Origin of the sequence: Blastopirellula retiformator (assembly GCF_007859755.1) — a bacterium.
GTDB lineage: Bacteria > Planctomycetota > Planctomycetia > Pirellulales > Pirellulaceae > Blastopirellula > Blastopirellula retiformator.
Window position 1 is genome coordinate 60,749 of the sequence record NZ_SJPF01000005.1, and the last position, 22,018, is coordinate 82,766.

General features: G+C 59.7%; 15 protein-coding genes. 5 read left to right on the plus strand and 10 right to left on the minus strand.

Features of this window, described 5'->3' with window-relative positions; all coding sequences use genetic code 11:
• The first annotated feature begins 110 nt into the window (after positions 1–110).
• Positions 111–623: a MarR family winged helix-turn-helix transcriptional regulator gene (locus Enr8_RS20345; protein WP_186767762.1), complete on the plus strand. Its 513-nt coding sequence runs from the start codon at positions 111–113 to the stop codon at positions 621–623.
• Positions 624–703: 80 nt separating this feature from the next.
• Positions 704–2,905: an HAD-IIB family hydrolase gene (locus Enr8_RS20350; RefSeq protein WP_146435189.1), complete on the plus strand. Its 2,202-nt coding sequence runs from the start codon at positions 704–706 to the stop codon at positions 2,903–2,905.
• 159 nt (positions 2,906–3,064) lie between these two features.
• Here the strand turns inward: Enr8_RS20350 and Enr8_RS20355 are convergent, their stop codons facing one another.
• Both Enr8_RS20355 and Enr8_RS20360 read right to left on the minus strand, forming a co-directional pair.
• On the minus strand, positions 3,065–7,702 hold the full coding sequence (locus Enr8_RS20355) for a S8 family serine peptidase (protein ID WP_146435192.1): 4,638 nt from the start codon (positions 7,700–7,702) through the stop codon (positions 3,065–3,067).
• A 284-nt stretch (positions 7,703–7,986) separates the two neighbouring features.
• Positions 7,987–8,709, minus strand: coding sequence for an alpha/beta hydrolase family esterase (locus Enr8_RS20360; protein WP_146435195.1), 723 nt, complete (start codon positions 8,707–8,709; stop codon positions 7,987–7,989).
• 217 nt (positions 8,710–8,926) lie between these two features.
• Here Enr8_RS20360 and Enr8_RS20365 point away from each other — a divergent pair, with 217 nt between their 5' ends.
• A complete protein-coding gene (locus Enr8_RS20365) occupies positions 8,927–9,658 on the plus strand; it encodes a class I SAM-dependent methyltransferase (protein WP_146435198.1) in 732 nt (243 codons plus the stop codon).
• A gap of 211 nt (positions 9,659–9,869) precedes the next feature.
• On the opposite strand, the gene Enr8_RS20370 is transcribed toward Enr8_RS20365, so the two are convergent.
• Positions 9,870–11,315, minus strand: coding sequence for a DUF1501 domain-containing protein (locus tag Enr8_RS20370; RefSeq protein ID WP_146435201.1), 1,446 nt, complete (start codon positions 11,313–11,315; stop codon positions 9,870–9,872).
• 13 nt (positions 11,316–11,328) lie between these two features.
• Positions 11,329–14,274: a DUF1553 domain-containing protein gene (locus Enr8_RS20375; protein WP_246120177.1), complete on the minus strand. Its 2,946-nt coding sequence runs from the start codon at positions 14,272–14,274 to the stop codon at positions 11,329–11,331.
• A gap of 244 nt (positions 14,275–14,518) precedes the next feature.
• Between Enr8_RS20375 and Enr8_RS20380 the strand changes: the two genes are divergently transcribed.
• Together Enr8_RS20380 and Enr8_RS20385 are read left to right on the plus strand one after the other, a co-directional pair.
• On the plus strand, positions 14,519–15,058 hold the full coding sequence (locus Enr8_RS20380) for a sigma-70 family RNA polymerase sigma factor (RefSeq protein ID WP_146435208.1): 540 nt from the start codon (positions 14,519–14,521) through the stop codon (positions 15,056–15,058).
• A 25-nt stretch (positions 15,059–15,083) separates the two neighbouring features.
• The gene (locus Enr8_RS20385) at positions 15,084–16,664 is read left to right on the plus strand and encodes a LamG domain-containing protein (protein WP_146435210.1); all 1,581 of its coding nucleotides are present in this window, start codon (positions 15,084–15,086) and stop codon (positions 16,662–16,664) included.
• 36 nt (positions 16,665–16,700) lie between these two features.
• Here Enr8_RS20385 and Enr8_RS20390 read toward each other — a convergent pair whose 3' ends face one another.
• The 6 genes from Enr8_RS20390 to Enr8_RS20415 all read right to left on the minus strand — a co-directional run bounded on the left by Enr8_RS20390 (position 16,701) and on the right by Enr8_RS20415 (position 21,995).
• Positions 16,701–17,102 carry a translation initiation factor gene (locus Enr8_RS20390; protein ID WP_146435213.1) on the minus strand — a complete coding sequence of 134 codons (402 nt, stop codon included), beginning with the start codon at positions 17,100–17,102 and terminating at the stop codon, positions 16,701–16,703.
• Positions 17,103–17,193: 91 nt separating this feature from the next.
• Entirely contained in the window at positions 17,194–18,015 is an 822-nt protein-coding gene (locus Enr8_RS20395) for a sialate O-acetylesterase (RefSeq protein WP_146435216.1), read from the minus strand.
• Between the two features lie 490 nt (positions 18,016–18,505).
• Positions 18,506–18,874, minus strand: coding sequence for a DUF1559 domain-containing protein (locus tag Enr8_RS20400; protein WP_246120178.1), 369 nt, complete (start codon positions 18,872–18,874; stop codon positions 18,506–18,508).
• Positions 18,875–18,886: 12 nt separating this feature from the next.
• Positions 18,887–19,771, minus strand: a complete 885-nt coding sequence (locus Enr8_RS20405; RefSeq protein ID WP_146435219.1) for an alpha/beta hydrolase — start codon at positions 19,769–19,771, stop codon at positions 18,887–18,889.
• Between the two features lie 66 nt (positions 19,772–19,837).
• Positions 19,838–21,355 carry a sensor histidine kinase gene (locus tag Enr8_RS20410; protein ID WP_186767764.1) on the minus strand — a complete coding sequence of 506 codons (1,518 nt, stop codon included), beginning with the start codon at positions 21,353–21,355 and terminating at the stop codon, positions 19,838–19,840.
• Entirely contained in the window at positions 21,336–21,995 is a 660-nt protein-coding gene (locus Enr8_RS20415) for a response regulator transcription factor (protein WP_246120179.1), read from the minus strand. Before Enr8_RS20415 ends, Enr8_RS20410 begins: the two co-directional genes overlap by 20 nt.
• Positions 21,996–22,018 lie beyond the last annotated feature (23 nt).

Consider the following 22,018-nt stretch of genomic DNA (forward strand, 5'->3'; position numbering starts at 1 on the left):
ACTCTTTCGTGCACGAAAGTAATGCAAGCACCACTACGTTCGATCTGGGGGCTTGCATGGGAGTTGATGACCCATTGGAGGAACAGATCGCGTTCGCTTTACGGCGAATCATGCGATCGATCGACCTCGAGTCGCGACAATTGTTGCACGAGGTGGGGCTGACTTTCCCGCAACTCGCCGCCCTTCAGGCGATTGGCCGCCTTCAACCGACCACCGTCGGCAAGGTCGCCAGCTCTATTCATCTTGGTCACGCCACGCTCTCGGGCATTCTGGACCGCTTAGCCAAACGAGGTTTGATTGTTCGGCAGCGGAGCGATAGTGACCGTCGCCACATTCGCGTTCAACTGACCGAAACAGGTCAGGCGTTGTTGCAAAAAGCGCCTGCTCTGCTCCATCGTCCCTTCCAGCGCCAACTTGATCGGTTGGAGGTTTGGGAACGGATGCAAGTCGCCGCGACGCTTGAGCGCGTCGCGTCGATGATGGAGAACTCCGGTGGTTGGACTGCCAGCGTGGTCGACATGCAATCAGTCGACGAGGCGGTCGACGAGAGATACGCAAGCGAAAGTGAATCGACACGCCGCTTGCAAAGTAATGAAAGGACTTCGTCGAGGACGGCGAAATGATCCTTCACCCACCCAACGAATCGCGCGTTCGCATTATCGCCTTGATCCGCAAACGCGCGCCACACAGAGGGAGTTAGTAGATGTATATCCAGCTCATTAGTCTTCATGGGCTTATTCGCGGCGCCAACGTAGAAATGGGACGCGATGCGGACACCGGAGGCCAAGTAAGATACGTGCTGGAATTGGCGACCAACCTGGCAAAGATGCCGGGAATTGACGGGGTCGATCTCTTTACCCGCCGAATCAAAGACAAACGAGTTTCCAAGGATTACTCGGAACCGATCGAAGAACTGGGCCCCAATTGCCGCTTGGTTCGTCTGCCTTGCGGCCCCGGCCGTTATCATCGCAAAGAGAAACTTTGGCCCTACGTCGATGAGTTCGTCGACGCGATGATCACCTTCACGCGGAGAGAAGGGAAGACGCCGGCGCTGGTCCACGGACATTACGCCGACGCCGGTTACATCGCCAAGGAAGTCGCTTCGGTCTTCGACGTTCCCTTCGTCTTCACCGGTCACTCGCTGGGCAAGCCCAAGCTAGAGTACCTGACCTCGGAAGGTTGGACTCGCGAAGAGGTCGACAAAGAGTTGGCGATGGAGCATCGCATTCAAGTCGAGCAAGACTGTCTCTCGGTCGCCGATCTGGTGATCACCAGCACCCGGCATGAGCGCGACCAGCAGTACGCCGGCTACTTCAAAGAAGAGGACCTCAACTTCAAGGTGATCCCGCCGGGCACCGACCTGGAACGCTTCTTCCCCTATTACGACTACGAACTGAGCAGCAACTCGATTGATGAGCAGTTCAAGCAGGCCCGGATGCGGATGACGCGTGAGTTGGGGCGGTTCCACTTCGCCTCGGACCGGCCGTTGATTCTCGCTCTGTGCCGGCCGGATCGCCGCAAGAACATCAACGCGCTGATTCGCGCCTATGGCGAGAGCAAAGAGCTGCAAGCGATCGCCAACCTGGCGGTCTTCGCCGGCATTCGCGAAGACATCGAGTCGATGCCGGAGAACGAGCAAAAGGTTTTGAATGACATGTTGCTGGCGATGGATCGTTACGATCTGTACGGCAAGATGGCGATTCCGAAGAACCACAGCTCCGAGTTCGACGTGCCGGAACTGTATCGGCTTGCTGCGTCAAGCCGCGGCATCTTCGTCAACAGCGCCTTCATCGAACTGTTTGGTCTCACGTCGATCGAATCGTCTGCGACCGGTTTGCCGTTTGTCGCCACGAAGGAAGGCGGCCCGCAAGATATCGCCGAAAACTGCAAGAGCGGTTATGCCGTCGACGTGACCGACTCGAAGGCGCTGACCGGCGCGATGCTGAAGCTGCTGACCGATCACGATCAGTGGGACGAGTTCTCGGCCAACGGCGTTAACCTGGTCCGCGAACTTTACTCGTGGGAAACGCACTGCGAGCACTATGTCGAAGCGATTCAAGAGATCATTTCGGCGCCATCGCGAACCCCTTCGGCAGTCGGCAAGCCTGCGGTCGGCCCGCGCATGGTCAATGTTGAGCGGCTCTTGATCACCGATATCGACAACACGCTGTTGGGAGATGACGAAGCGCTGGCTCAGCTGAAGCAGGTGCTAAAGGACAATAAGTCGCGGATCGGTTTCGGCGTCGCCTCGGGACGGGCTTTGGAACTGGTCGATGAGGTCTTAGAGAAGCATGGCATCCACGATATCGATGTGATCATCAGCTCGGTTGGCGCCGAGATCTACTACGGCCCTGATCGGGTGCCGGTCAAAGGTTGGGGCGCCCACCTTCGCTCGCGCTGGAAGCCGGAACGCGTTCACGCTGCCCTCGACGGTCTGCCGTTCCTGCATTTGCAGCCTGAGTCGCATGCTCAGCGAGAGTTCAAGATCAGCTACTCGCTCGATGATTCGCTACCGCCGAAAGAGGCGCTGCCGCTGATTCGCGACGCCTTGTCGCAAACCGGCGTCGCCCACTCTTTGATCTTCTCGCACGGACGTTTTCTCGACATCCTGCCGCATCGCGCCTCGAAGGGAAAAGCGATTCGCTATCTCTCCTCGAAGTGGAATATTCCGCTGACGAATATCGCGACCGCGGGCGACTCGGGGAACGACCTCGACATGCTGACGGGCGAAACCGCCGGCATCGTGGTCGGCAACTACGATCCGGAACTGGAGAAGCTGAAAGAGAGCAAGTCGTCGCGCGTCTACTTCGCCGAAGCTCATTGTGCCGGCGGAATCCTAGAAGGCTTGGAGCATTACGGTTTCATTGGGTCGCCGCGGGCTCACTTGCGGGCGGTTGGCGCTTAGCAGTCCGTTGATTTTCTCGACGGACTGCGTGATCGCATGGATGCGATCCCAAAATAGCGACGTAAGTCGTTATTTTGCGAGCCGCGAAGAGCTACGCTCTGAGCCTGGCGAGGTTGGAAAATGCCACGATGGCATTTTTCAACAGGCAGTTAGTTCAACTTATAGATCCGGCAACTCAAAGTCATCCTCCTGATCCAAGGACGAGAGGAGATCATCCGCTTCGGCGGAGTAGCTCTCCTCGGTTAGGCTCAGATCCTGGGCGATTTGATCCCCCCAGGCGTCCATCGCTTCGACGATCGACGGCATCGAGAGTTGCTCGTTTTCCCCCAGCTGCGAAGCCGCGATATCGGCCAGGGCGTTATTTTTTTGCGTGAGGGCGCCCCCCAGCGAGCGTTTAGGACTCGCTGGTTTTGCGTCGCTGGCGCGTGAACTGGCCAGCTCGTCGATTTCGCCCCCAAACCGCAGGGCGACTTCGGCGGCGATGGCGGCGACTTGAGCCTGAATCGACATCGCTGGCGACGAAGGTTGCAACGTGGGTGAAAGGGGATTCGCATCCAGCGTCGTCGTGACCGAACCGGCCTGCAGCGACTGGGCGATTGCGGCGACGGAGCTAACGATTGAGTCGTTGCTGGGCGCCGCTTGACTGGCGATCGCGCGACTAGGGGTCGAAACGCGGAACGCCTGCGAGACGGTGGTTTGACCATTAGTCGCGGCGACGGTGACGATCACATTGCCTGTAAAGTCGGCGGGGCGATCGACGATGAGCTGGCCATTTTCGATCTTGGCCGAGACGCCTGCGGTCGACTCGACGGCGTTGACCAGCTTGCCGGGGTCGTTGTAGTAGGCCACGTCGAGCGTCGCGAATTTCTCACCGCCGCCAAGATCTCCGGTCCATTTGTAGACGACCGCCTGACTCCCTTCTTTCGTGATGTAGTACCACTGGTAGTTGGCGTCATGGATGAACTTTTCCTGCATGCCAAACGCGTTGTAGGCGTAGTTGGTCCGCGTCAGAAAGAGGTCGTGGACGAAGTTCGCCCGCTGGTCGACCGAGTAGGCGGCCGGGTCAGAGACGGCGGTCGCCGCAACCGACAACGTCGCCCCATCGCCGCCCGAGAGATACGGTTCTAAGTCGAGTACGTAACGCGTCTGGTCGCCGGAAAACTGGCCGTTTGGAATCGGCGCCAGCTCTAGCTTTTGCGACTCGAAGACGACGTCAATCGTGCGAACTTCCGTTCCCTTGGCTCCAATCGCGGTGACCGTCAGCGAAACCCGGCCGGCGAATCCCTCGCGCGGCGTAACCATCAACTTACCGGTATTGGGATCAATCGAAACGTCGACGTCGGCCGCAGGCGCCGTATCGGCGACCTGGTAGAACAGTCGGGGATCTTTGTAGTAGGCCACGTCGAACGTCGCGACGACCTCGCTTCTTACGAAGCTACCTTTCCAGGCGTGCAGCAATGCATGTTCCCCGTCGGTCGTCACAAAGAACCAGGCGCCGCTGGATGACTTCAGGTATTTTTCTCCTTGCCGCTGGGCGTTGTAGGAGAAGTTGGTCCGTTCGAGCCAATCGTCCTGGATAATGCCGAATTGGTTGTCGCCGGTCGAGGTCTTGCCGCTGGGAGTCGCGACCTCAAAGCGAGTCGCCCCCTTGGCGAAATCGTATTGCGAAAGATCAATCTCCAGCGACTCGCCCGCTTCGCCGCTGAACTCCGCCGGCAGCGGATCAAGCACAATCGGAGCGGCGACGTCGATCGAAAACGATTGCGTCGCCGTGGAAGCGCCGTCGGAGACCGAGACCGTGACCAGCACGTTGCCTACGGCAGCGGAGGTCGAATCAAAGCGGAGTACGCCGTCGACAAATTTCACGTCGGCCAGATTGCCGGCCGCGTCGATCGCCGTCACGACGTAGGTCAGTTCGTCTCCGTCGCTGTTACCGATCGCCAGCGGAATCTCTAGCGATTCTCCCTGCTCCAGCGATTGATCATTGATCGAACCTAACTCGACCGCCTCGTTGGTGACCGTGACGACAAAGTCTTCCCAGACCGTTTCATCGCCGCGCATCGCACTGACGCGAACCGTAAATTGTCCCGTAAAACCTTCCGGCGTGGTGACCGTCAGTCGCTCGGTTTCGGCGTTCCATGAGACTTCGGCCGCCGCGCTGCCCAGCACTTCGGCCGAGACGCTCGCTTCGCCGTTGGTCTCGACATCGACGTCAAACGAGGATTGCGTATGGTGAACGGTCACGTCGGCGAGCGGATCAATCTCCAGCGGGTCGATTTCGACCGTCTTCGCCACCGTGAAGTGGAGGCCAAACGAGTTGAGCGTACCGACGTCCGAGGCGAACGAATCGCTGACCCGCAGCTTCCACGTGCCGGCGGTCGACATCCCTTCCAACTGCGTAAGATCGCCGGTCGGACGGAAACGACCGGTGAATGGCGCCTTGGCGGTTCCGATCAAGTCGGTGGCGTCGTCATCCAGGATCGTTCCTTTGAACCCATCCCCTGATCCGCCAACCGCCGAGAAGAGCTTGATTTGCGTCCCGTTGGGGGCGATCAGCACCACGGTCAGGTCAGAGTCCCAGGTATGGTCGATGTCGAGCCAGATATCGGCATCGGCGATCTGCAGGTCATCGGAGATCGTCAGCGGAATGTCCATCGAGCCGTAGGTCGGCAATGTGATGGGACCGGTTCTTTCGTAGACGGCGACGTCGGAAAGGTCGATTGAGAAGTGGCCAGAGAGAGCCCCGCCGGCGTTACCATATAGATCCGCAATCGCACCGTCGGCAATCTGGTACGAGACCGTACCATTGTCATACGGCAACTGCAGCCAGAATCGGGCGGTCCGGTCGTTGATCAGGTCGACCTTGGTTACGCTGCCGCTGGAGAGCTGCAAATCGGCGGCGGACAATGTCGCCGGATCGATCGCTTCGCTGAACGTTACTTCGAGATACTTGGGAATGTCATGCAGCGTAGCGCCATCGTCGATGTTCGTACCAACGACCGACAGGTCCGCCGCATCGTAGAAGAACTGGCGGACGAACGCCGAGAGCGCCAGCCCGTCGCCGCTGCGCTGGACCGATCCGGTCAGCAGCTCCATGCGTTGCGCTCCTTGCGCGGTAATCGGAGACTGCGAGAAATGGAACGTGACGGTGTCGCCGTCCACAATCGTCATGCTGTCGGCGGCCTGGCCGTTGACCAGGAAGTCGGAAGGGGACAGGGTCGCCGGATCGAACGAACCGCTGAAGTCGAGCGTGAAGTCGGAAAGGGGAGAATCAACCGATGCGTTTTCTGCGATCGAGGCGTCGTTTACCGTGAAATTCAGTTCCTGCAGCGTCCCCAGCGCGTTCAGGCGTCCGCCGGTCGAAACCTTCCCCTGCAGCCCGGCGACGTTATCGGCGCCATCCAAAATCGCCGCTTTGATCTGATCCATCGTCGCCGAAGGATTGGCGGAGTAGGCCAGCGCGATAACGCCCGAGACGTGCGGCGCGGCCATGCTGGTGCCGCTGAGCGAAAGGTAGCGGCCGCGGGTAATCGTGCTGACGATGCTCACGCCGGGAGCGGCGATGTCGACGGTTTGGCCTCCGTAGTTGCTGAAGTTGGCGAGCTGGTCGTTGTGGTCGGTCGCAGCGACCGAAATGACGTTGTCCAGTCCGTAATTGGCGGGATACTGCGGCGTGACGTCGTTGTTGGCGCCGTTGTTGCCGGCAGCCGCGACGAACAAGATATCCTCGTCGCCGCTCGCTTTGATGGCGCTATACAGGGCCGAACTATACTCGCCCCCTCCCCAGCTGTTGTTGGTGGCGACCACATTGACGCCATACAGCTTTTTCATCATCGTCGCGTAGTTGAGCGCCCGAACGGCGTCGGCGGTGCTGCCCGAGCCTGATGCGCTCAGAAACTTCAGCGCCATGATCGAAGCGGACGACGCGACGCCGACCACTCCTTGTCCATTGTCCCCTTCAGCGGCGATCGTGCCGGCGACATGCGTACCATGCATGTTGTCGTCCATCGGATCGCCGTCATTGTTCAAAAAGTCATAGCCATAGACGTCGTCAACGAAGCCGTTGCCGTCATTGTCGATTCCGTCGCCGGCGATTTCGCCGGGGTTGACCCACATGCTGTGGATCAGGTCGGGGTGCGAATAATCGACGCCGGTATCGACTACCGCGACGACGACGTTCGGATTGCCGGTAGTTACTTCCCAGGCTTCCGGGGCGTCGATGTCCGCATCGACCGTACCGCCGGTTTGGCCCTGGTTATCGAGTCCCCACAGCGAATCGGCTTGCGTATCGCTGGTCGCCAGGTGCGTCGGCAGCAGCGCGTTCGGTTCAAACGTCTCGACGATCGATTGTCCAGCCAACCAATCGGTGACGGCGCTGAGCTCGGCGTCAAAGGTGCGAATCAACAGTTGTCCGCTCAGCCCAAGTCCGCCAATGACTTCAAATTGCAGCGAGTTGCCGTTCAGTAGCGAGGCGACTTCCGACAGCGAATTGATCGAAGCCGACAGCGACGCGTCTAACTGGATGATCCACTCGTCGTTGTAGACGTCGAGCGTCGTATTTTCCCACACCACCTGCGACGTCGACTCGGCGAAGGTGGCGTTGCCGGCGTCGATCTGCGAATGAGTGGAGGTCGAAAGTTGTTCAAACCAGACCGGTGACAGAAAGTTGGCCGTGTCGCTGGCGAACACTTCGCGCACTTCTAGCCGCTCGATCTGCCCGTAGGTCTTGGCGGACGGACTGCTTTTGCCGGGGCGAGGCCGAATTGGCGTCAGCGCGTATCTTCGAAAGAGAGACATACCAGTTTGGGGCGGGAAAAATTCGCGGGAAGTCGGAGGGATGCGCCTTTATCAAGGCGCAGTTGGCCATCGTCTGGCGACGAAGGTGACCGCGAAAAGATAGGTCGACCGTTACGATTGGTCGAACCGCGAAACGAATATCCGCGGCTAGTTCGGGTCCGATTTTGCGTTCGATAACGGTTGTGACGACCGACCTAACCAATGCGAGCGGTCGTTGCGTTTTTTCGTCTTTACGCAAGTTTTTCGCGACAGACGGCGCGAGCCGCTTGGAACGGGTCGCCTTGTCAAGGAGCCAGGAGAAAGTGGTCGAGCTTCCCGTTCTGCCGAGTCGACCATTGATGCCCGAGGCCGCTCTCGAGCACAAACTCTACCTGATGACCGGCCGACTTCAATTCGGCGACGTCAACGCGAACGGCGTCCGCCGCCGAATCGGCGTCTCCCACGATCATCAGGATTGGCGCTCGGGCGGTGAGCTTTAGACCCGCGGGGCTTGCGCCAGAGTGGGCGACGACGCCATCGATATCTTCGCACGCTTCGCAAGCGAGCAGCGCGAACGTCGCGCCGTTGGACATCCCGACCAGGCAGACGCGTTCCACCTTGAGTTGGCTCTTGAGCCTGTCGACCAGACGCTGGACAAACGGCAAGTCGCGGTTATTCGCGCGGCTCTCGGCAAGGACATCGATCGTGTTCCACATGCCTAACCGGGTTTCGGGATAGACGACGTACGCCTGTCCGGTGGCGGCCAAGCGATCCAGACCCGAGTAGTCGGCCATCGCCTCTGGCGTATCGCCAATGCCATGGAGCGCAACAACCAACAGCGCTGGAGCGCTTGCGGCCCTGGCCGGTGCAACCAGACGATACCGCCGCACCTCTTCGCCGACCGTGATGGTCTCATCGGTTACTTTTTTGCTGGGATATCGACTCCAGAGCCAGAACCCACCGCCCGTTACCAATGTTGCCACAAGGAGATAAATCAGGCGACGACGGTGGCGATTCAAAGGAGGCATGGCGATGGAGATTGCAAAGTGGATGAGATGAAGGCGGCTGCGTGGTTTTGGTGTTTTCCAGCGATTAGTTAAGGTGCGTATTGTCGTGATGTAAAGGAAGAAGTTTGGGGTAAAGGTTTGACTTCTAGGGAGTAGGCAAGTAGCATCGCCTGGGTAGTTCTTTTGGCGGCGGCTGACGGATTGGCTGACCTTCTGCTCGCTTCTGTGGAATCATCTTATGTCGAACGAAACGGCAGTCACGAGCCCTGCCCCGGAGGATGTGACGGGAGAGATCAGTCGCATCCCTCACATTGAACCTCTCTTTGAAGATGTCGAGTTCGTCTCGGAATATAGTCGGCTGACCAAACGGTATGCCGGCGCCGACTACGAACCGATTTTGAAGTTCGCCCTCGCTGAACTGAAGCAGGTCGAACAACCACGCGTCTTGGAGCTGGGGCCTGGTCCCGGTTGGATTGGAATCTCGCTCGCCAAACGTCGCAAGGACATTCGCGTGACTGGCATCGATATTTCCAACACCTATGTCGATATCGCCAACGAAAATGCGGCCCACGAGGGAGTCGATGATCGCGTCGATTTCCGAAAGGGAGACGCTTGTAGTCTAGACGACTTTGCCGATGGCACGCTCGACGCGGTGATTTCGAATCAGAGTTTTCACTATTGGGAGCCGCCGACGGCGGTGTTACGTGAGGTCGCCCGCGTCCTGAAACCGAACGGAGTTTTCTGCATTGGCGATGATCGTCGTGATCTGACGTTCCTGGCCAGCTTCATCGTTTTGCTGACCAAGTGGTTTCTGACCGCCAGCGTCCGTGAGAGTTGGATGCGTTCGCTGCAGGGAAGTTTCACCGCGGCCGAAGTGAAGGAGATCATCGAGCGATCGGAATTGAAGCATGACGCCCAGATCAAGCTCTACCCACGCATGTTCTTCGTGCAGGGACGATTGAAGAAATAGTCCGTCCCTGTAGTCGCACTCGACGCCTCCTGCCGACGAGGAGGCGTTTTTTGTGCGCTTAGCAGTCCGTTGATTTTCTCGACGGACTGCGTGATCGCATGGATGCGATCCCAAAATAGCGACGTAAGTCGTTATTTTGCGAGCCGCGAAGAGCTACGCTCTGAGCCTGGCGAGGTTGGAAAATGCCACGAGGGCATTTTTCAACAGGCAATTAGACGAGCAAATCGGACAGCACGCGACCATGCACGTCGGTCAGCCGGCGATCGATCCCGTCGTTGCGAACCGTTAGGCGGCGATGGTCGATCCCCAACAGATGCAAGATCGTCGCATGGATGTCATAAACCTGCGTCGGGTTGTTGCGATCGATCGGCTTGTAGCCCCACTGGTCCGACGGACCGTAGCTGACGCCTCCGCGGATTCCGCCGCCGCATAGCCAATTGGTGAAGACGTAGGGGTTGTGATCGCGTCCTTTGCTTCCTTGCGTGCTTGGCATCCGTCCGAACTCGGTCGTCCAGAGCACGATGGTATCGTCCAGCAGTCCGCGTTGCTTGAGGTCTTGGATCAAAGCGGCGGCGCCGACCGCCATTCCCTGGGCGAGCGGCCCATGGTCGCGTTTGATATCTTCGTGGCTGTCCCAGTTGCGGCGCGGAAAGCCGTTGTCGTTGCCCGACCAAATTTGCACGAAGCGAACTCCACGTTCCAGCAGGCGCCGCGCGACCAGGCATTTGCGGCCAAAGTATTCGGCCTCTTCCGCCGGATTGATTTCGGTGGGGTACTCGGCGCCAGGGCGATCGAGCCCGTACATCTTGAGGATATGCGCCGGTTCGTCGGAGATATCGAGCGCCGCAGGAGCGCTGCTCTGCATCTTGGCGGCCAGTTCGTAAGAACGAATCCGCGCTTCCAGCCGAGAGTCGCCGCTGCGCTTTGACCGATGCTGCTGGTTCAACTTCGCCAGCAACTTCAGCCCGGCTGCATCGCCGGCGGCGGTCACATAGTCGGCGTGGGCATGCAAGTCCTCGATCGGATTGTCGCGCTGGGGGAAGATCGCGGCGCCTTGCGAACTGGCCGGCAAGAAGGCGGAGCCCCAGTTCTTCGGCCCGTTGCTGGCGAAGCCGCGATGATCAGGCAACACGACGAAGGTGGGAAGGTTGTCGTTGATCGAACCAAGGCCGTAGCTGATCCAGGCGCCCATCCCCGGAAACCCAGGACGATCAAACCCGGTCGCTTGCAGGTAGGTCGCTTGCGAGTGGACGCCGGTCTTGCCGATCATGTTGTGGACGAAGGCGATGTCGTCCACACATGCCCCCAGCGGAGCGACAACCTCGCTGATGTGTTTGCCCGACTGGCCATAGGGAGCGAACGAGAATGGCGATTTCATCCAGGGGCCAAGCCCATTTTGAAACGCCTCGACATGTTCCCCAAAGTCCGACTTCTCGCCATGATGTTTGGCGAGCATCGGCTTGTGATCCCATAGGTCGATGTGACTGGCGGCGCCCGCCATGAAAAGCTGCACAACCCGTTTGGCCTTGGGCGGATGGTGCAAGACCGAAACGGCGCCCGGCGTTTGGGCCAGCGACTCTTCTTGCAGCATCATCGCCAGGGCGAGACTGCCAAGACTGGCGGAGCCTTGTGCGAGAAAGTTGCGGCGACTGATCATGGGGCGGTTCCGGTTAGTCGACAAAGACGAATTGACTTAGGTTAAATAGCAGCCGACAGAGATTGACCAGGCCATGTCGCTCGGCGTAAGCGACCATCTCGGCCCGCTGCGCTTCGTCCGGCGATTGACCGGTGGCGAGCAGCACGCCGCGATCGACTTGCTCGGGCAGGGTGGGGCGCTCTTGTTGCAGTCGCTCGGCAAATCGCTCGGCCATCAGCAGGTTGAACGGATTGTTCAGCAAGGAGAGAGCCTGGAGCGACGTGAGCGTTTCGTTGCGGCGCGGCGTGCTTTGCGACGAGTCGGCGCAATCAAGCGTCGTCATCCAAGGGTCGGGCTGCGAGCGCACGATAAACCGATAAATGCTGCGGCGATGCGTGGCGGGATCGGACGGATCGAACTTGTGGTACTCGTAGTGGGGCGAGTGGGTCGTTTTCTCGAGCGCGAACAGGTAGAAACCAGGGCCGCCCATTTTGGCGTCGAGAACGCCGCTAACCGCAAGAATCGAGTCGCGGATCTCCTCCGCTTCGAGCCGGCGACGATTCATCCGCCAGAGATATTGATTGCCCGCGTCGAGCTTGGCCTGGGCAGGGTCATGTTCCGATGATTGCCGATAGACGCTGCTGGTCACGATCAGACGATGTAGCTTTTTCCAGGATTGCCCGTTGTCGCGAAACTCACACGCCAGCCAATCGAGCAGTTGCGGGTGGGTTGGTAAAGCGCCCATTCGACCAAAGTCGTTGGGGGTGGCGACGATGCCGTCGCCAAAGTGATACTGCCAGATCCGATTGACGATCGACCGCCAAACCAGCGGATGCTCGTCGGCGGTTAACCAGAGGGCGACTGCCGCCCGTCGCTCTCCTTCGCTCAGATCGCTAGGTAGCCGCCAGGGGGAGTTGGCGTCCAGCGGCAACACGCCGGGGGACATTTCCTTGCGAGGATTTTGCACGTCTCCCCGATGCAGCAAGCGAATCGTGCGCGGCTTCCCGCCGGTCGCCTTGAAGTTTCCCTGCGCGGGAAAGTTGGTCGCGGCGGCGTAGACCATGCGACTTGGCGGAAGCTTGGCGATGTCGCGATCGATCGCCGCCAGCGATTGTTGCAGCTGGGTGCGCTGTCGCTCTCGCTCGGGAGGGATCAGCTTGGAACGTTCGGCGGTTAGCGCTGCGATCTTGGTCGCTCGACGCGGATCGGTATCGCGAGCCCACAGGCCATCGGTCAAATTGGTGCGAGCCCAACGGACCGGCGCTTCGATCGAGTCAAGCGCGCGAACCTTGGCGCCAAGTGCGACGTTCTCGCCGGCGGGGTTGAGCGCTTCCAGCTCGGCCAGGGCGAAGATATAGTCCTTGCTGCGTTCGCCGAGTTGCGTGGCGGTCACGCGGAGGAAGCGAAACGGCTGGTTCAGGTTCTCAAGTGATACCGGCGCCAAGCCGGGGTTCGGATAGTCGGCATCGGTAAAGTCGGCGATGATGAGCCACTCGCCTGCGTTCTGTGCAGCCTGGACCTGAAAGCGAACCGGAAATCCAAACCCCGCGCCGATGCCGGCAAAGTCGTCATGGCAGGGATGTAGGATCAACTCCTTTATCGTTGTTGGCTGGCCAAGATCGACTTCCACCCACTTCGCATTGGTCCGGCTCGCGACAATCGCGCTGTGATAGCCGAACGCAGGCGCCTTATCGACCGCCCCGTTTGACTTCAATTCGGCCAGCGCCTTGTCGATCTCCGGCAAGCGAGGACCGGCCGCCTTGTTAATTTGTTGATCGAGTTCGGCGAGTTCCGATCGAAGCTCCGTCTTCCGTTTCTCCAGCTCTCGCTTGCGGTCTGTGACTTCCGGAGCTTGATCGTAGGGGCGTTCCGCACGATCAATTGCGGCGAAGGCGGCCTGCAGGCTGTAGTAGTTTTCCTGCGTGACCGGATCGAACTTGTGATTGTGGCAGCGTGCACACTGGACCGTCACGCTGCAGAAACTGTTGATGACGTTGGCGACGACATCGTCACGGTCGAGGTTGCGGGCAACCTTGCCATCGATCTTCGACTCAGGCACCTCAACATGGCCGATAAAGTCCCAGGGGCCGGCCGCTAAGAAACCGAGCCCGAGAACACCGTCCGGCTCGCCAGGGAAGAGGACGTCGCCGGCGACTTGCTCTTGAACGAAACGGGCGTAAGGTTTGTCCTGATTCAGCGAACGGATCACGTAGTCGCGATAAGGCCACGCGTTAGGACGCAACTTGTCTTTGTCATAGCCGCACGTGTCGGCATATTTGACGACGTCCAGCCAGTGCCGCGCCCAGCGCTGCCCGTAGTGATCGGATGCCAGCAGGCGATCGACTAGTTTCTCGTAGGCGTCGGGATCGTCGTCTTGCTCGAAGGCGGTGATCTCTTCGGGCGTTGGCGGTAGGCCGATCAAGTCGTAGGTAACGCGGCGGATCAAGGCGCCGCGATCCGCTTCGGGAGATGCATGCAGGCCACGCGATTTCCAGGCCTGGGCGATGAAATGATCAATCGGCGTGCGGGCCCAGTCGCCGCCAGTATTGGGAATGTCAGGGCGAACCACCGGCTGATACGACCACCAATCGAAGTCGGCCACTTCCGGTTCCTGCAAAACGAACCGATCCGGCCAGCGGGCGCCATCCTCGATCCACTTGGCGATTGTCTTTCGCTCGGCCGCATTCAGCGGATCGGCGTCTTTGGGCATGTCGGCGGCGCCGTTTTGGGGCGTGATCAATTCGATCAGGTGACTGTCGGCGGCGTCCCCCGGCTCGATGTATCCGTCGGCAAAGGCAGACTCGGCGGTGCTGAGCGAAAAATCTCCCTTCGGGTCGTCACCGCTGTGACAGCCAAGGCACTTTTTTTCCAAGATCGGGGCGACTTGCTGGGAAAAGAAATCGGCGGCATGCGTGGCGTCTGCGGCTAGCAAGAGAAACCAACCCGCAATCGCGACGCTGCGGACGATCGTAGCAGGCAATCGGAAATACATGGTGGGCAGTACCAGGCGGGAAAGGAGGTGATGAGGGGCGTTCACTAAGAATTGACCCGATCGACGCCCAATTGGTACCTAAAAAATGTCGTCAGACGTTTTTTGGGGGGTACTAAATCGCGGCTGGCCGCGCCATACCCTTAATAGCCAGTCCTCGACTTGCCGTCGTGCCGAGAGGAGAGCGAGTAGAATGAAGGATCCGCGATTCTGCGAGACGAAATAGCAAACCGCTGTGCCAGACAAGTCCCCCGCCAATTCGGCCGAATACGAAGCGTTTCTTCGTCTATTCACCCGCGATCAATTGCGGGTGTTAGCCTACATTCGCGCGCTAATCCATGATCATGCGGTCGCCAATGACGTCTTCCAGGAGACGAGTCTGGAACTGTGGCGAAGCTTCGCGACGTTTCGGCGAGATGAGGAGTTCGCTCGCTGGGCGCTCGGAATTGCCAGACACCAGGTGCTGAAATATTGGCGGACGCGCGATCGAGATCGGCATGTTTTTAGTGAGACGCTGCTGGCCGAACTTTCGACCGTCGCGATTGACAGGGTGGGCGAAATGGAGCCGCGGCAACAGGCGCTCGACCAATGTGTTGGCCAGCTTAGCGATCGTCAGCGAGAGCTCATTCGATTGTTTTACGGAGAGAATCAGTCGGCCGCCGCAATCGCCCAGGCTTGGGATCGTTCGGTCCATGCCGTTTACAAGTCGCTGAAGGTGATGCGCCGCGCGCTGTTGCAATGCGTCGAGTCAAAGCTGAGCGGCGAGACGGGCTGATGAGTCGCCAGACAGAAAGAACCACGTGACCAACGACCAGCAAATCTTGGAACTGACCGATCGACAGTTAAACGGCTCGGCAACCGCTGAAGACGTTGCTCAGCTAGAGCAATTGCTGTCCAACGATCCGGCCGCACAGGTCGCCTATCTGCGGTATGCGCTGCTGCATGGTCAATTGTCCCTCTCTTCGCCTGCTCTGGCGGCGACCGCCGAGAAAACCAAGGAGCCAATCTCGAGTGCGCCGAAAACGACGCGACGCGATTGGCGGTTGGTCTACCTCTCGATCGCGACGGCCGCTTCGGTGTTGTTAGCGGTGGGAATCGTCACGACGAAACTGGTTCGCTCAAACGTCGATCTTCCTCCGCCGACGCTCACGGACGCCCGAAGCGGCTACGACAATCGTCAGCCGCCGCTCGGAATGGTCGGCAAGTTGGGCGCCGACGAACTCGGCCCGATGACCTTGTCGGTAGACCAGGGCGAGACCGAGTTCGCGTCCAACGGCGGCGCTAGCGTCCGGGTGACCGGACCAGCGATGTTGGGAGTTCCTTCGCGCAGCGGCGGCGTCTTGTACAACGGCGTTGTGCACGCCAAGCCCGATGGTCCGGAGTCGCGGTTTTCGGTCACTGCCGCCAACCTGCGGGTGGTCGATTCCGGCGCCGAGTACCAGGTGGCGATGCTCGACGATCGGCATATTCGCGTCGAGGCGCTAAGCGGGCAGGTCGACGTGCAGGCGCGGATTCGGCGACCGCTTTACTATTGGAACTTTGATCAAAGCGGGCAGAACGCCGAGCAAGCGGTTCCTACGCCGATGACCTGGGGCAAGCGGACGACCCGGGCGACAGGCATCGTTGGCGATGGCGCCGCGGCGTTCGAGAACTCACCAGAATCTTACTTGCAGAGCGACGAAGGAACCGGCGGCGAAGTCGGTGAAGGAGGCATGGCTTGCAGCAGCGGCATCACGCTGGAAGCGCTGTTTATCTCCAACTGGTCCGGGAAGCAGTTTGACTACGACGAGATCTTTCGGAAAGAAGATGGCGTCTATCGCATCCTGCTTTCGTTTCAGAACGATGGAGACGTTGGCGATTACGACACGCCGGAAGTGACGCCGGGGCCGTGTCTATCGTTTGGTCTGTATATCGAGAACCAGGGGTATAGCGAGCTTGATATGCCGCTTGATGGTCGGGAAGGTCGACCGACGGTCGAGGAGCTAACCGATGGAAATCCTCATCATGTGGTCGCCACCTACGACAGCTTCAGCGGCAAGAAGTCGCTTTACATCGACGGGCGACTGCGGTTTGGGCATCAATTTCCGGTTGGCGGCTTGGTGCTGTGCGGCGGATCGGCGCCGGCGGTCATCGGCAACATGTGGCGGATGCAAGAGCCATTCGCCGGTGTGATTGATGAAGTGGCGCTGTATGACTTTCCGCTGACGCCACAGGAGATTGAAACGCATTTCGCCAACGCTTCGGCGGGCGTCTCTTATTTTGGCGTCGCGGCTGGACCAATCGATCCGGCCCGCTGGCGCTCCGTCACGTTGGTGACGGCCGGAATGCCGCAGGTGTTTGACAAGCAGACCGGCGAACCGGTCGACGTGTTGATTCCGTAGACTAGCAGTCTGTTGTTTTTTCAACAGGCAGCTAGATTAACTTTTGACCTTATAGCCGATCGCCGTCAGCGTTTGCCGAACCCTTGCCGCGTGATCCCCTTGGATCTCCAGCAGGTTTTCCTTCGGTTTCACGGTACCGCCGCTGCCGCAGTCGGCTTGCAGACGTTTCAGCAGCGCGGGCAGATCGTTGGCGCCGTCGGTCAGCCCGGTGATGACGGTCGCTTTGCGGCCCCCTTTGCGTTTTTCGATCTTGATGACGGCCGTTTGCTTGTCAGGCGGCAAGCGGGCCGCTTCGCGGGCCTCTTCTACGGCTGCCGCTTCACGGCGAGCGGCGCTGGCCGCTTTTTCGGCCGGCGTGCAAACACACTCCGATTCCAATTGACCACAGTCGTCGCACTTCGGCGGAATATCGAATTGGGTTCCTGCGAACAGACGCATCTGCACCAACCTAAGCTACAACAAGGCATCGAGAAAACGGCCTTCTATTGTAGCAGATTCGATTCGATCGACCGGACGCCGGTCGCCCCGTCTATTTGGACGCCGACTTTGGCTGGGGCATCTCGAGATACGCCTTGGCGTAACGCTTCCCCAGTTCGCGGTACGATGCGGCGTCGAAGTGAACGTTGTCCCCTTTGTGGTTCAAGCCGTCTGACGAAACGAACAAGGCGTTGTCGTGGGTTTCGGCGTAGTGACGCTGGGCCTTGTCGACCGCATGCGTGCTCTCGGTCCAAGGGCGACCTTCAAATTGGCCGAGCTGCCCAAGGATGAACGGCGCGTCGGGGACATCCAGCTCTTTCCGCAGGCGGTCGACCAGCTCGGTCAGGTTCTTTTCGTACGCCTTCGAGCGCGTGGGATTGGCGTCCCCTTCCCCTTGGTGCCAGAGGATGCCGCACAGCGTGCCTGACTCGAGCGCCTTTTTCGCCCGGGGCAACATGTCGTCGTACGGATGGGTTTTGGTCGGGGGATCGTAGGCGCCGGGGACCCAATGCTCGATCGGAGTGCCGCCGACGGCGCACGGGATCAAACCGATCGTGACGTCGGGGTTCGCCTTGGCGATTTCCAGGCCAAAGGTCCGTCCCAAACCGACGCCGGCGATCGACTTGTCAAAGTGAATCGGATCGACCGCGGGGACCCACTCTCCCTGCTTATTGAGCGTCAGGACGCGTGGGTTCGCTTCTTTGTCTTGCGGCGCAACCTTACCGCGGCCCGCCATGTTCGATTGCCCGACTAGCAGAAAGAGCTGGAAATTCTCTTTGGCCGGCAACTCGACCGCATCCGGTTCGGCGGCGATGACCGCAAGCGACGCACACGGTAGCAACAACAGCGACAGCAGGGCAGAGCGAAACGACATGGCGGGTAGGTTCCTGGCGGATCGAAGGATGGCGGGGTGCGGCGGGATTGGGATGCCCGCGGGTGATGAACCCCATTGTAGCTCGATCGGCCAGCCGTTTCACCCGACGTCTCGGGATTAGCGAACCGGGCGTGAATCAGCGGTCGGGGAGTGAAGTCGCGATCGCCCCAATTGTCTGGCGGCAGCGTCATCGCATTCTCGATGTAAACGCGATAGACGCCTGGCTGCTTGTTGAAAAATGCCATCGTGGCATTTTTCAACCTCGCCAGGCTCAGAGCATAGCTCTTCGCGGCTCGCAAAATAACGACTTACGTCGCTATTTTGGGATCGTATCCCTGCGATCCAGCAGCCCGTTGAGAAAATCAACGGACTGCTGGGGGCACGCCGTCGTCTACGTCGAAGGCGCCAAGCTGAAAGGAGCCGTCTGGATGGATCAAGCCCCACGAACCGGAGTCGACGTCGCCGCCTTCCAGTACGACCCGACCGGTGGTCAAGGGAGCCCCATCAGGAAAATGGATCTTCCCTTGAACGGGATGCATCGATTGGCTACCACACCCGAGAAGCGGCGCCAAAAGGGCGACCGCTGATAGGCAGAAAAACGTTCGCAATAGGGGAGACTCACTACATCGCCTTCCAGGGCCCCTCCCAGCGACACGAGTACGCTGGGATTGACGCTGACCGTGATTCCTTGAACCGAGCCGTCGGCAAACAAAAAGTTGCAGGTGCCGGGCTGCCAACTTCCCAGCGCCGGAGAACTGTTGACGCTCAGATCGACTCCTTCTTTGGCCGACCGAGCGAGTCCATAGTTGACCGAGCCGGCGACCCAGTACTCGCCATCGCAGCCCGTTGAGAAAATCAACGGACTGCTAGGCTACTTCGTTAAATAGTCGATCAAGAATTCGGTCGAGTTCCGGTACTTCTTGTCTTTGACCCCCGGGTGGACCAGAACAACTTCGATGTCGTTTTCCTTCAGCTTTTCAGCCAGTTTCACGCCCATGATGCCCGAGTGCGTCGGGTCTTTCGGGGACGAGCCGACGACCGGTTCCTGACCGCCGTAGAACAAGCCGATTGCCGGATCGTCCTTCGAGACGTGGGCCATCGGCGAGTACTCTTCGATCCAAGGCAACAGCGACTCGCGGTCGGCGATCACCGCCTCCAGGTTTTTCAGGCCAAAGGCGTGGGCGCCGTACCTGTAGTTCGGCATCCACTCGCGGAGCGGCTTCGGATCGAGCGTCACCTGGGCGCCATTGACCGCCGCACAGGCGAGACGAGTCGACTCGCGAGCGATCGGATCATCGCTGCTGGGATCGGCCATGTCGTCATGAAACGCCAGCCACAGCGAACTGCACGCGCCGGCCGAACCGCCGGTGGCGCCGATCTTCTCTTTGTCGAGGTTCCACTCGCTGGCCTTCGAGCGGACGAACTGCAAAGCCCGAGCGGCGTCGCTCAGCGGAGCTTTGACCGGCGGCTTTACCCCTTGTTCTTCTCCGTTTTGGACGTAGCGGTAGTTGATCGCGACGACCGAGATTCCCTTGTCGGTAACCGGCTTGGCATTGAACTTTTTGTCACCGCGGCGCCAACCGCCGCCATGGATGTAAAACACGACCGGCGTCGGCTTGTCCGACTTGGCGGGATAGAAATCGAGAACGTTGCGGGGATGATCGCCATACGGGAGATCGTGCAAATCTTTTAGCTCTTCCGCCTGCAGTTGCGATGCGAGCAGCAGAAGAGAAAGGGCAAACAAGAAACGTTTCACGAGATGGGCTCCTCAGGTGGGAAGTGGAAATGTGGATCTCCATCTTCCTGCAATCGAAACCACTTTTCAAGAAGTAGCGTCGTCGTGATGACAATCCGACGCCGCTGGCAACATGACTCGGAACGTCGTACCGGCGCCGACGTGGCTCTCGGCCGTGATCGCGCCTCCATGCGCTTCGACGATCGTCCGGCAGATGCTTAACCCTAGTCCCGCACTGCCAGATTGACGCGAACGGGGCTGATCGACCCGGTAGAAGCGATCGAAAATCTGGGGCAGATCGGTCGCGGCGATTCCCGGCCCGTCGTCCGCGATGGTCAGCACCGCGGTTTCCTCTTCGCAGGTGATCGTGATCGTCGCCATCGTTTGAGGCGGGCAATGGACGGTCAGGTTCGTCAGCAGATTGGTGATGACCTGCCCTAGCTGATCGCGGTCACCGGAGAGAGGGACGGCGCCAAGGTTCGCAGCGACGCATATTTCGTGAGAAGTTAGCAGCAAGGACGTTTGCGCCAGGCAATCTTCGACCAGCGCTTTGAGATCGAACTTTTGGGGGCCGGCCGGGCTGGTTTTGTCGTCGGCCCGAGCGAGCGTTAGCATCGAATCGACCAACTGCCGCATCTGCCGGGTCGCCTTTTGGCAGGTTTCCAGCGCCTCGCGATACTCTTCGGGAGAACGCTCGCGCGCGAGCGCCAACTGCTGATGCATTTGCAGTACCGCCAAGGGGGTTCGTAACTCGTGCGACGCATCGGCCGTAAACTGACGTTGGCGGGCGAAGGCGGCTTCGAGCCGAGCGAATGTGTCGTTCAAAATGTTCGCCAAGTCGGCCAGTTCCAGGTCCATTCGCTCGGTTTTGATTCGATCGGCGAGATTTCGCTCTCCGATGTCCGCGGCGACGCGGCGAATGTCGAGCAGCGGCCGGATGCTATGGGACGAAACCAACCAGCCGCCGATCAAGCCGATCGCAAAAACGACGACGCCGGTGGTACAGATCAAAAGTAGGATGTTGCGAATGTCGCGAACGTCGGGGCCGATGTAACGGCCAACCAGCACGATTGCATCGTCGGCGCCTTGCCCGTACGCTTCGCGGAATAGCCCGCGATTGCGGTACGTGATGCGTCGGGCAATCGCTTGGGCGTCGATGGTCGGCGGCGCGAGCTCGCCAATCTCCGCCGTGGTCGACAAGGCGGCGGGGCTGCCGTTGAAACGCCAGATTGCGAAGTAGGGAGCTTCATACGGATGGGCGATTTTGCGCGGAGCGAAGGTCGACGGCACCCGCAGGTCGGCGTTCAGCTTGGCGATCGCGTCTCGCAGTCGCTGCGTGTTGGCCTCGCTGGTCGGGGCGCCATGCAGGAGACCGTCGCGCGTTTGCCGATCGGCGGCGCGCAACTGGCCCATCAATACCTCGACGGCGCTCGACAGTTCGTTGTCGATCTCGTGGAACCGACTGGAGCGATGGACAAAATACAGGACCGAACCAAAGGCGATGATCACCGCCGCCAAGACGGCCGCATACCACAGCTGAATTCGCCCCCGCAGCGATCGCACGCGAAAAGGGCCCAGCATCGGTTTAGGAGGCCGCTTCGACATCGACGATGTATCCTTGTCCGCGGCGGGTGGTGATGAAGTCGCCGCCGAGCTTGGCGCGAAGACGCGAGATGTAGACGTCAACGAGGTTCGAGAGAGAATCATGGTTCTCGTCGAACAGGTGCTCGTAGATCATCGTGCGGGTCACTAAGGCGCCTTGATGACGCAGCAGCAGTTCCGTCAGGCGATACTCGCGGGCAGAGAGAGTCAGTGGGGTTCCCTGATAGATCACGGTTTGGGCGGCGGTATCGACCAAGACGTCGCCCGCTTTCAGGATCGAACTCGCCTGACCGGAACTGCGGCGGATGATGGCCCGCAATCGCGCAAACAGCTCCGCCAACTCAAACGGTTTCACCAGGTAGTCGTCGGCGCCTTCGTCCAGACCCATAATGCGATCTTGCAGCGCATCGCGGGCCGTCAGCAGCAGGACCGGCGTTTTCTTTGCGGTGCGCAACTGACGGAGCAGGTCGAACCCGCTCATCCCCGGCAGCATCACGTCGAGTACGATCGCGTCGTAGTCACACGATTGCGCTTTGAACAATCCGTCAGCACCGTCGGCGGCCGCGTCGACGGCATACTGCTCTTCACGCAATGCCTGGGTGAGACCGCGGAGCAAATCGGGATCGTCTTCGACTACCAACACACGCAATGGATGATTCGCTGTTC

Bases quoted from the DNA above. Each gene is read 5' to 3' on its own strand.
- Enr8_RS20370 (WP_146435201.1), bottom strand. From the start codon at position 11,315: ATGATCAGTCGCCGCAACTTTCTCGCACAAGGCTCCGCCAGTCTTGGC.
- Enr8_RS20410 (WP_186767764.1), bottom strand. From the start codon at position 21,355: ATGTCGAAGCGGCCTCCTAAACCGATGCTGGGCCCTTTTCGCGTGCGA.
- Enr8_RS20365 (WP_146435198.1), top strand. From the start codon at position 8,927: ATGTCGAACGAAACGGCAGTCACGAGCCCTGCCCCGGAGGATGTGACG.
- Enr8_RS20395 (WP_146435216.1), bottom strand. From the start codon at position 18,015: ATGTCGTTTCGCTCTGCCCTGCTGTCGCTGTTGTTGCTACCGTGTGCG.
- Enr8_RS20355 (WP_146435192.1), bottom strand. From the start codon at position 7,702: ATGTCTCTCTTTCGAAGATACGCGCTGACGCCAATTCGGCCTCGCCCC.
- Enr8_RS20360 (WP_146435195.1), bottom strand. From the start codon at position 8,709: ATGCCTCCTTTGAATCGCCACCGTCGTCGCCTGATTTATCTCCTTGTG.
- Enr8_RS20390 (WP_146435213.1), bottom strand. From the start codon at position 17,102: ATGCGTCTGTTCGCAGGAACCCAATTCGATATTCCGCCGAAGTGCGAC.
- Enr8_RS20350 (WP_146435189.1), top strand. From the start codon at position 704: ATGTATATCCAGCTCATTAGTCTTCATGGGCTTATTCGCGGCGCCAAC.
- Enr8_RS20345 (WP_186767762.1), top strand. From the start codon at position 111: ATGCGATCGATCGACCTCGAGTCGCGACAATTGTTGCACGAGGTGGGG.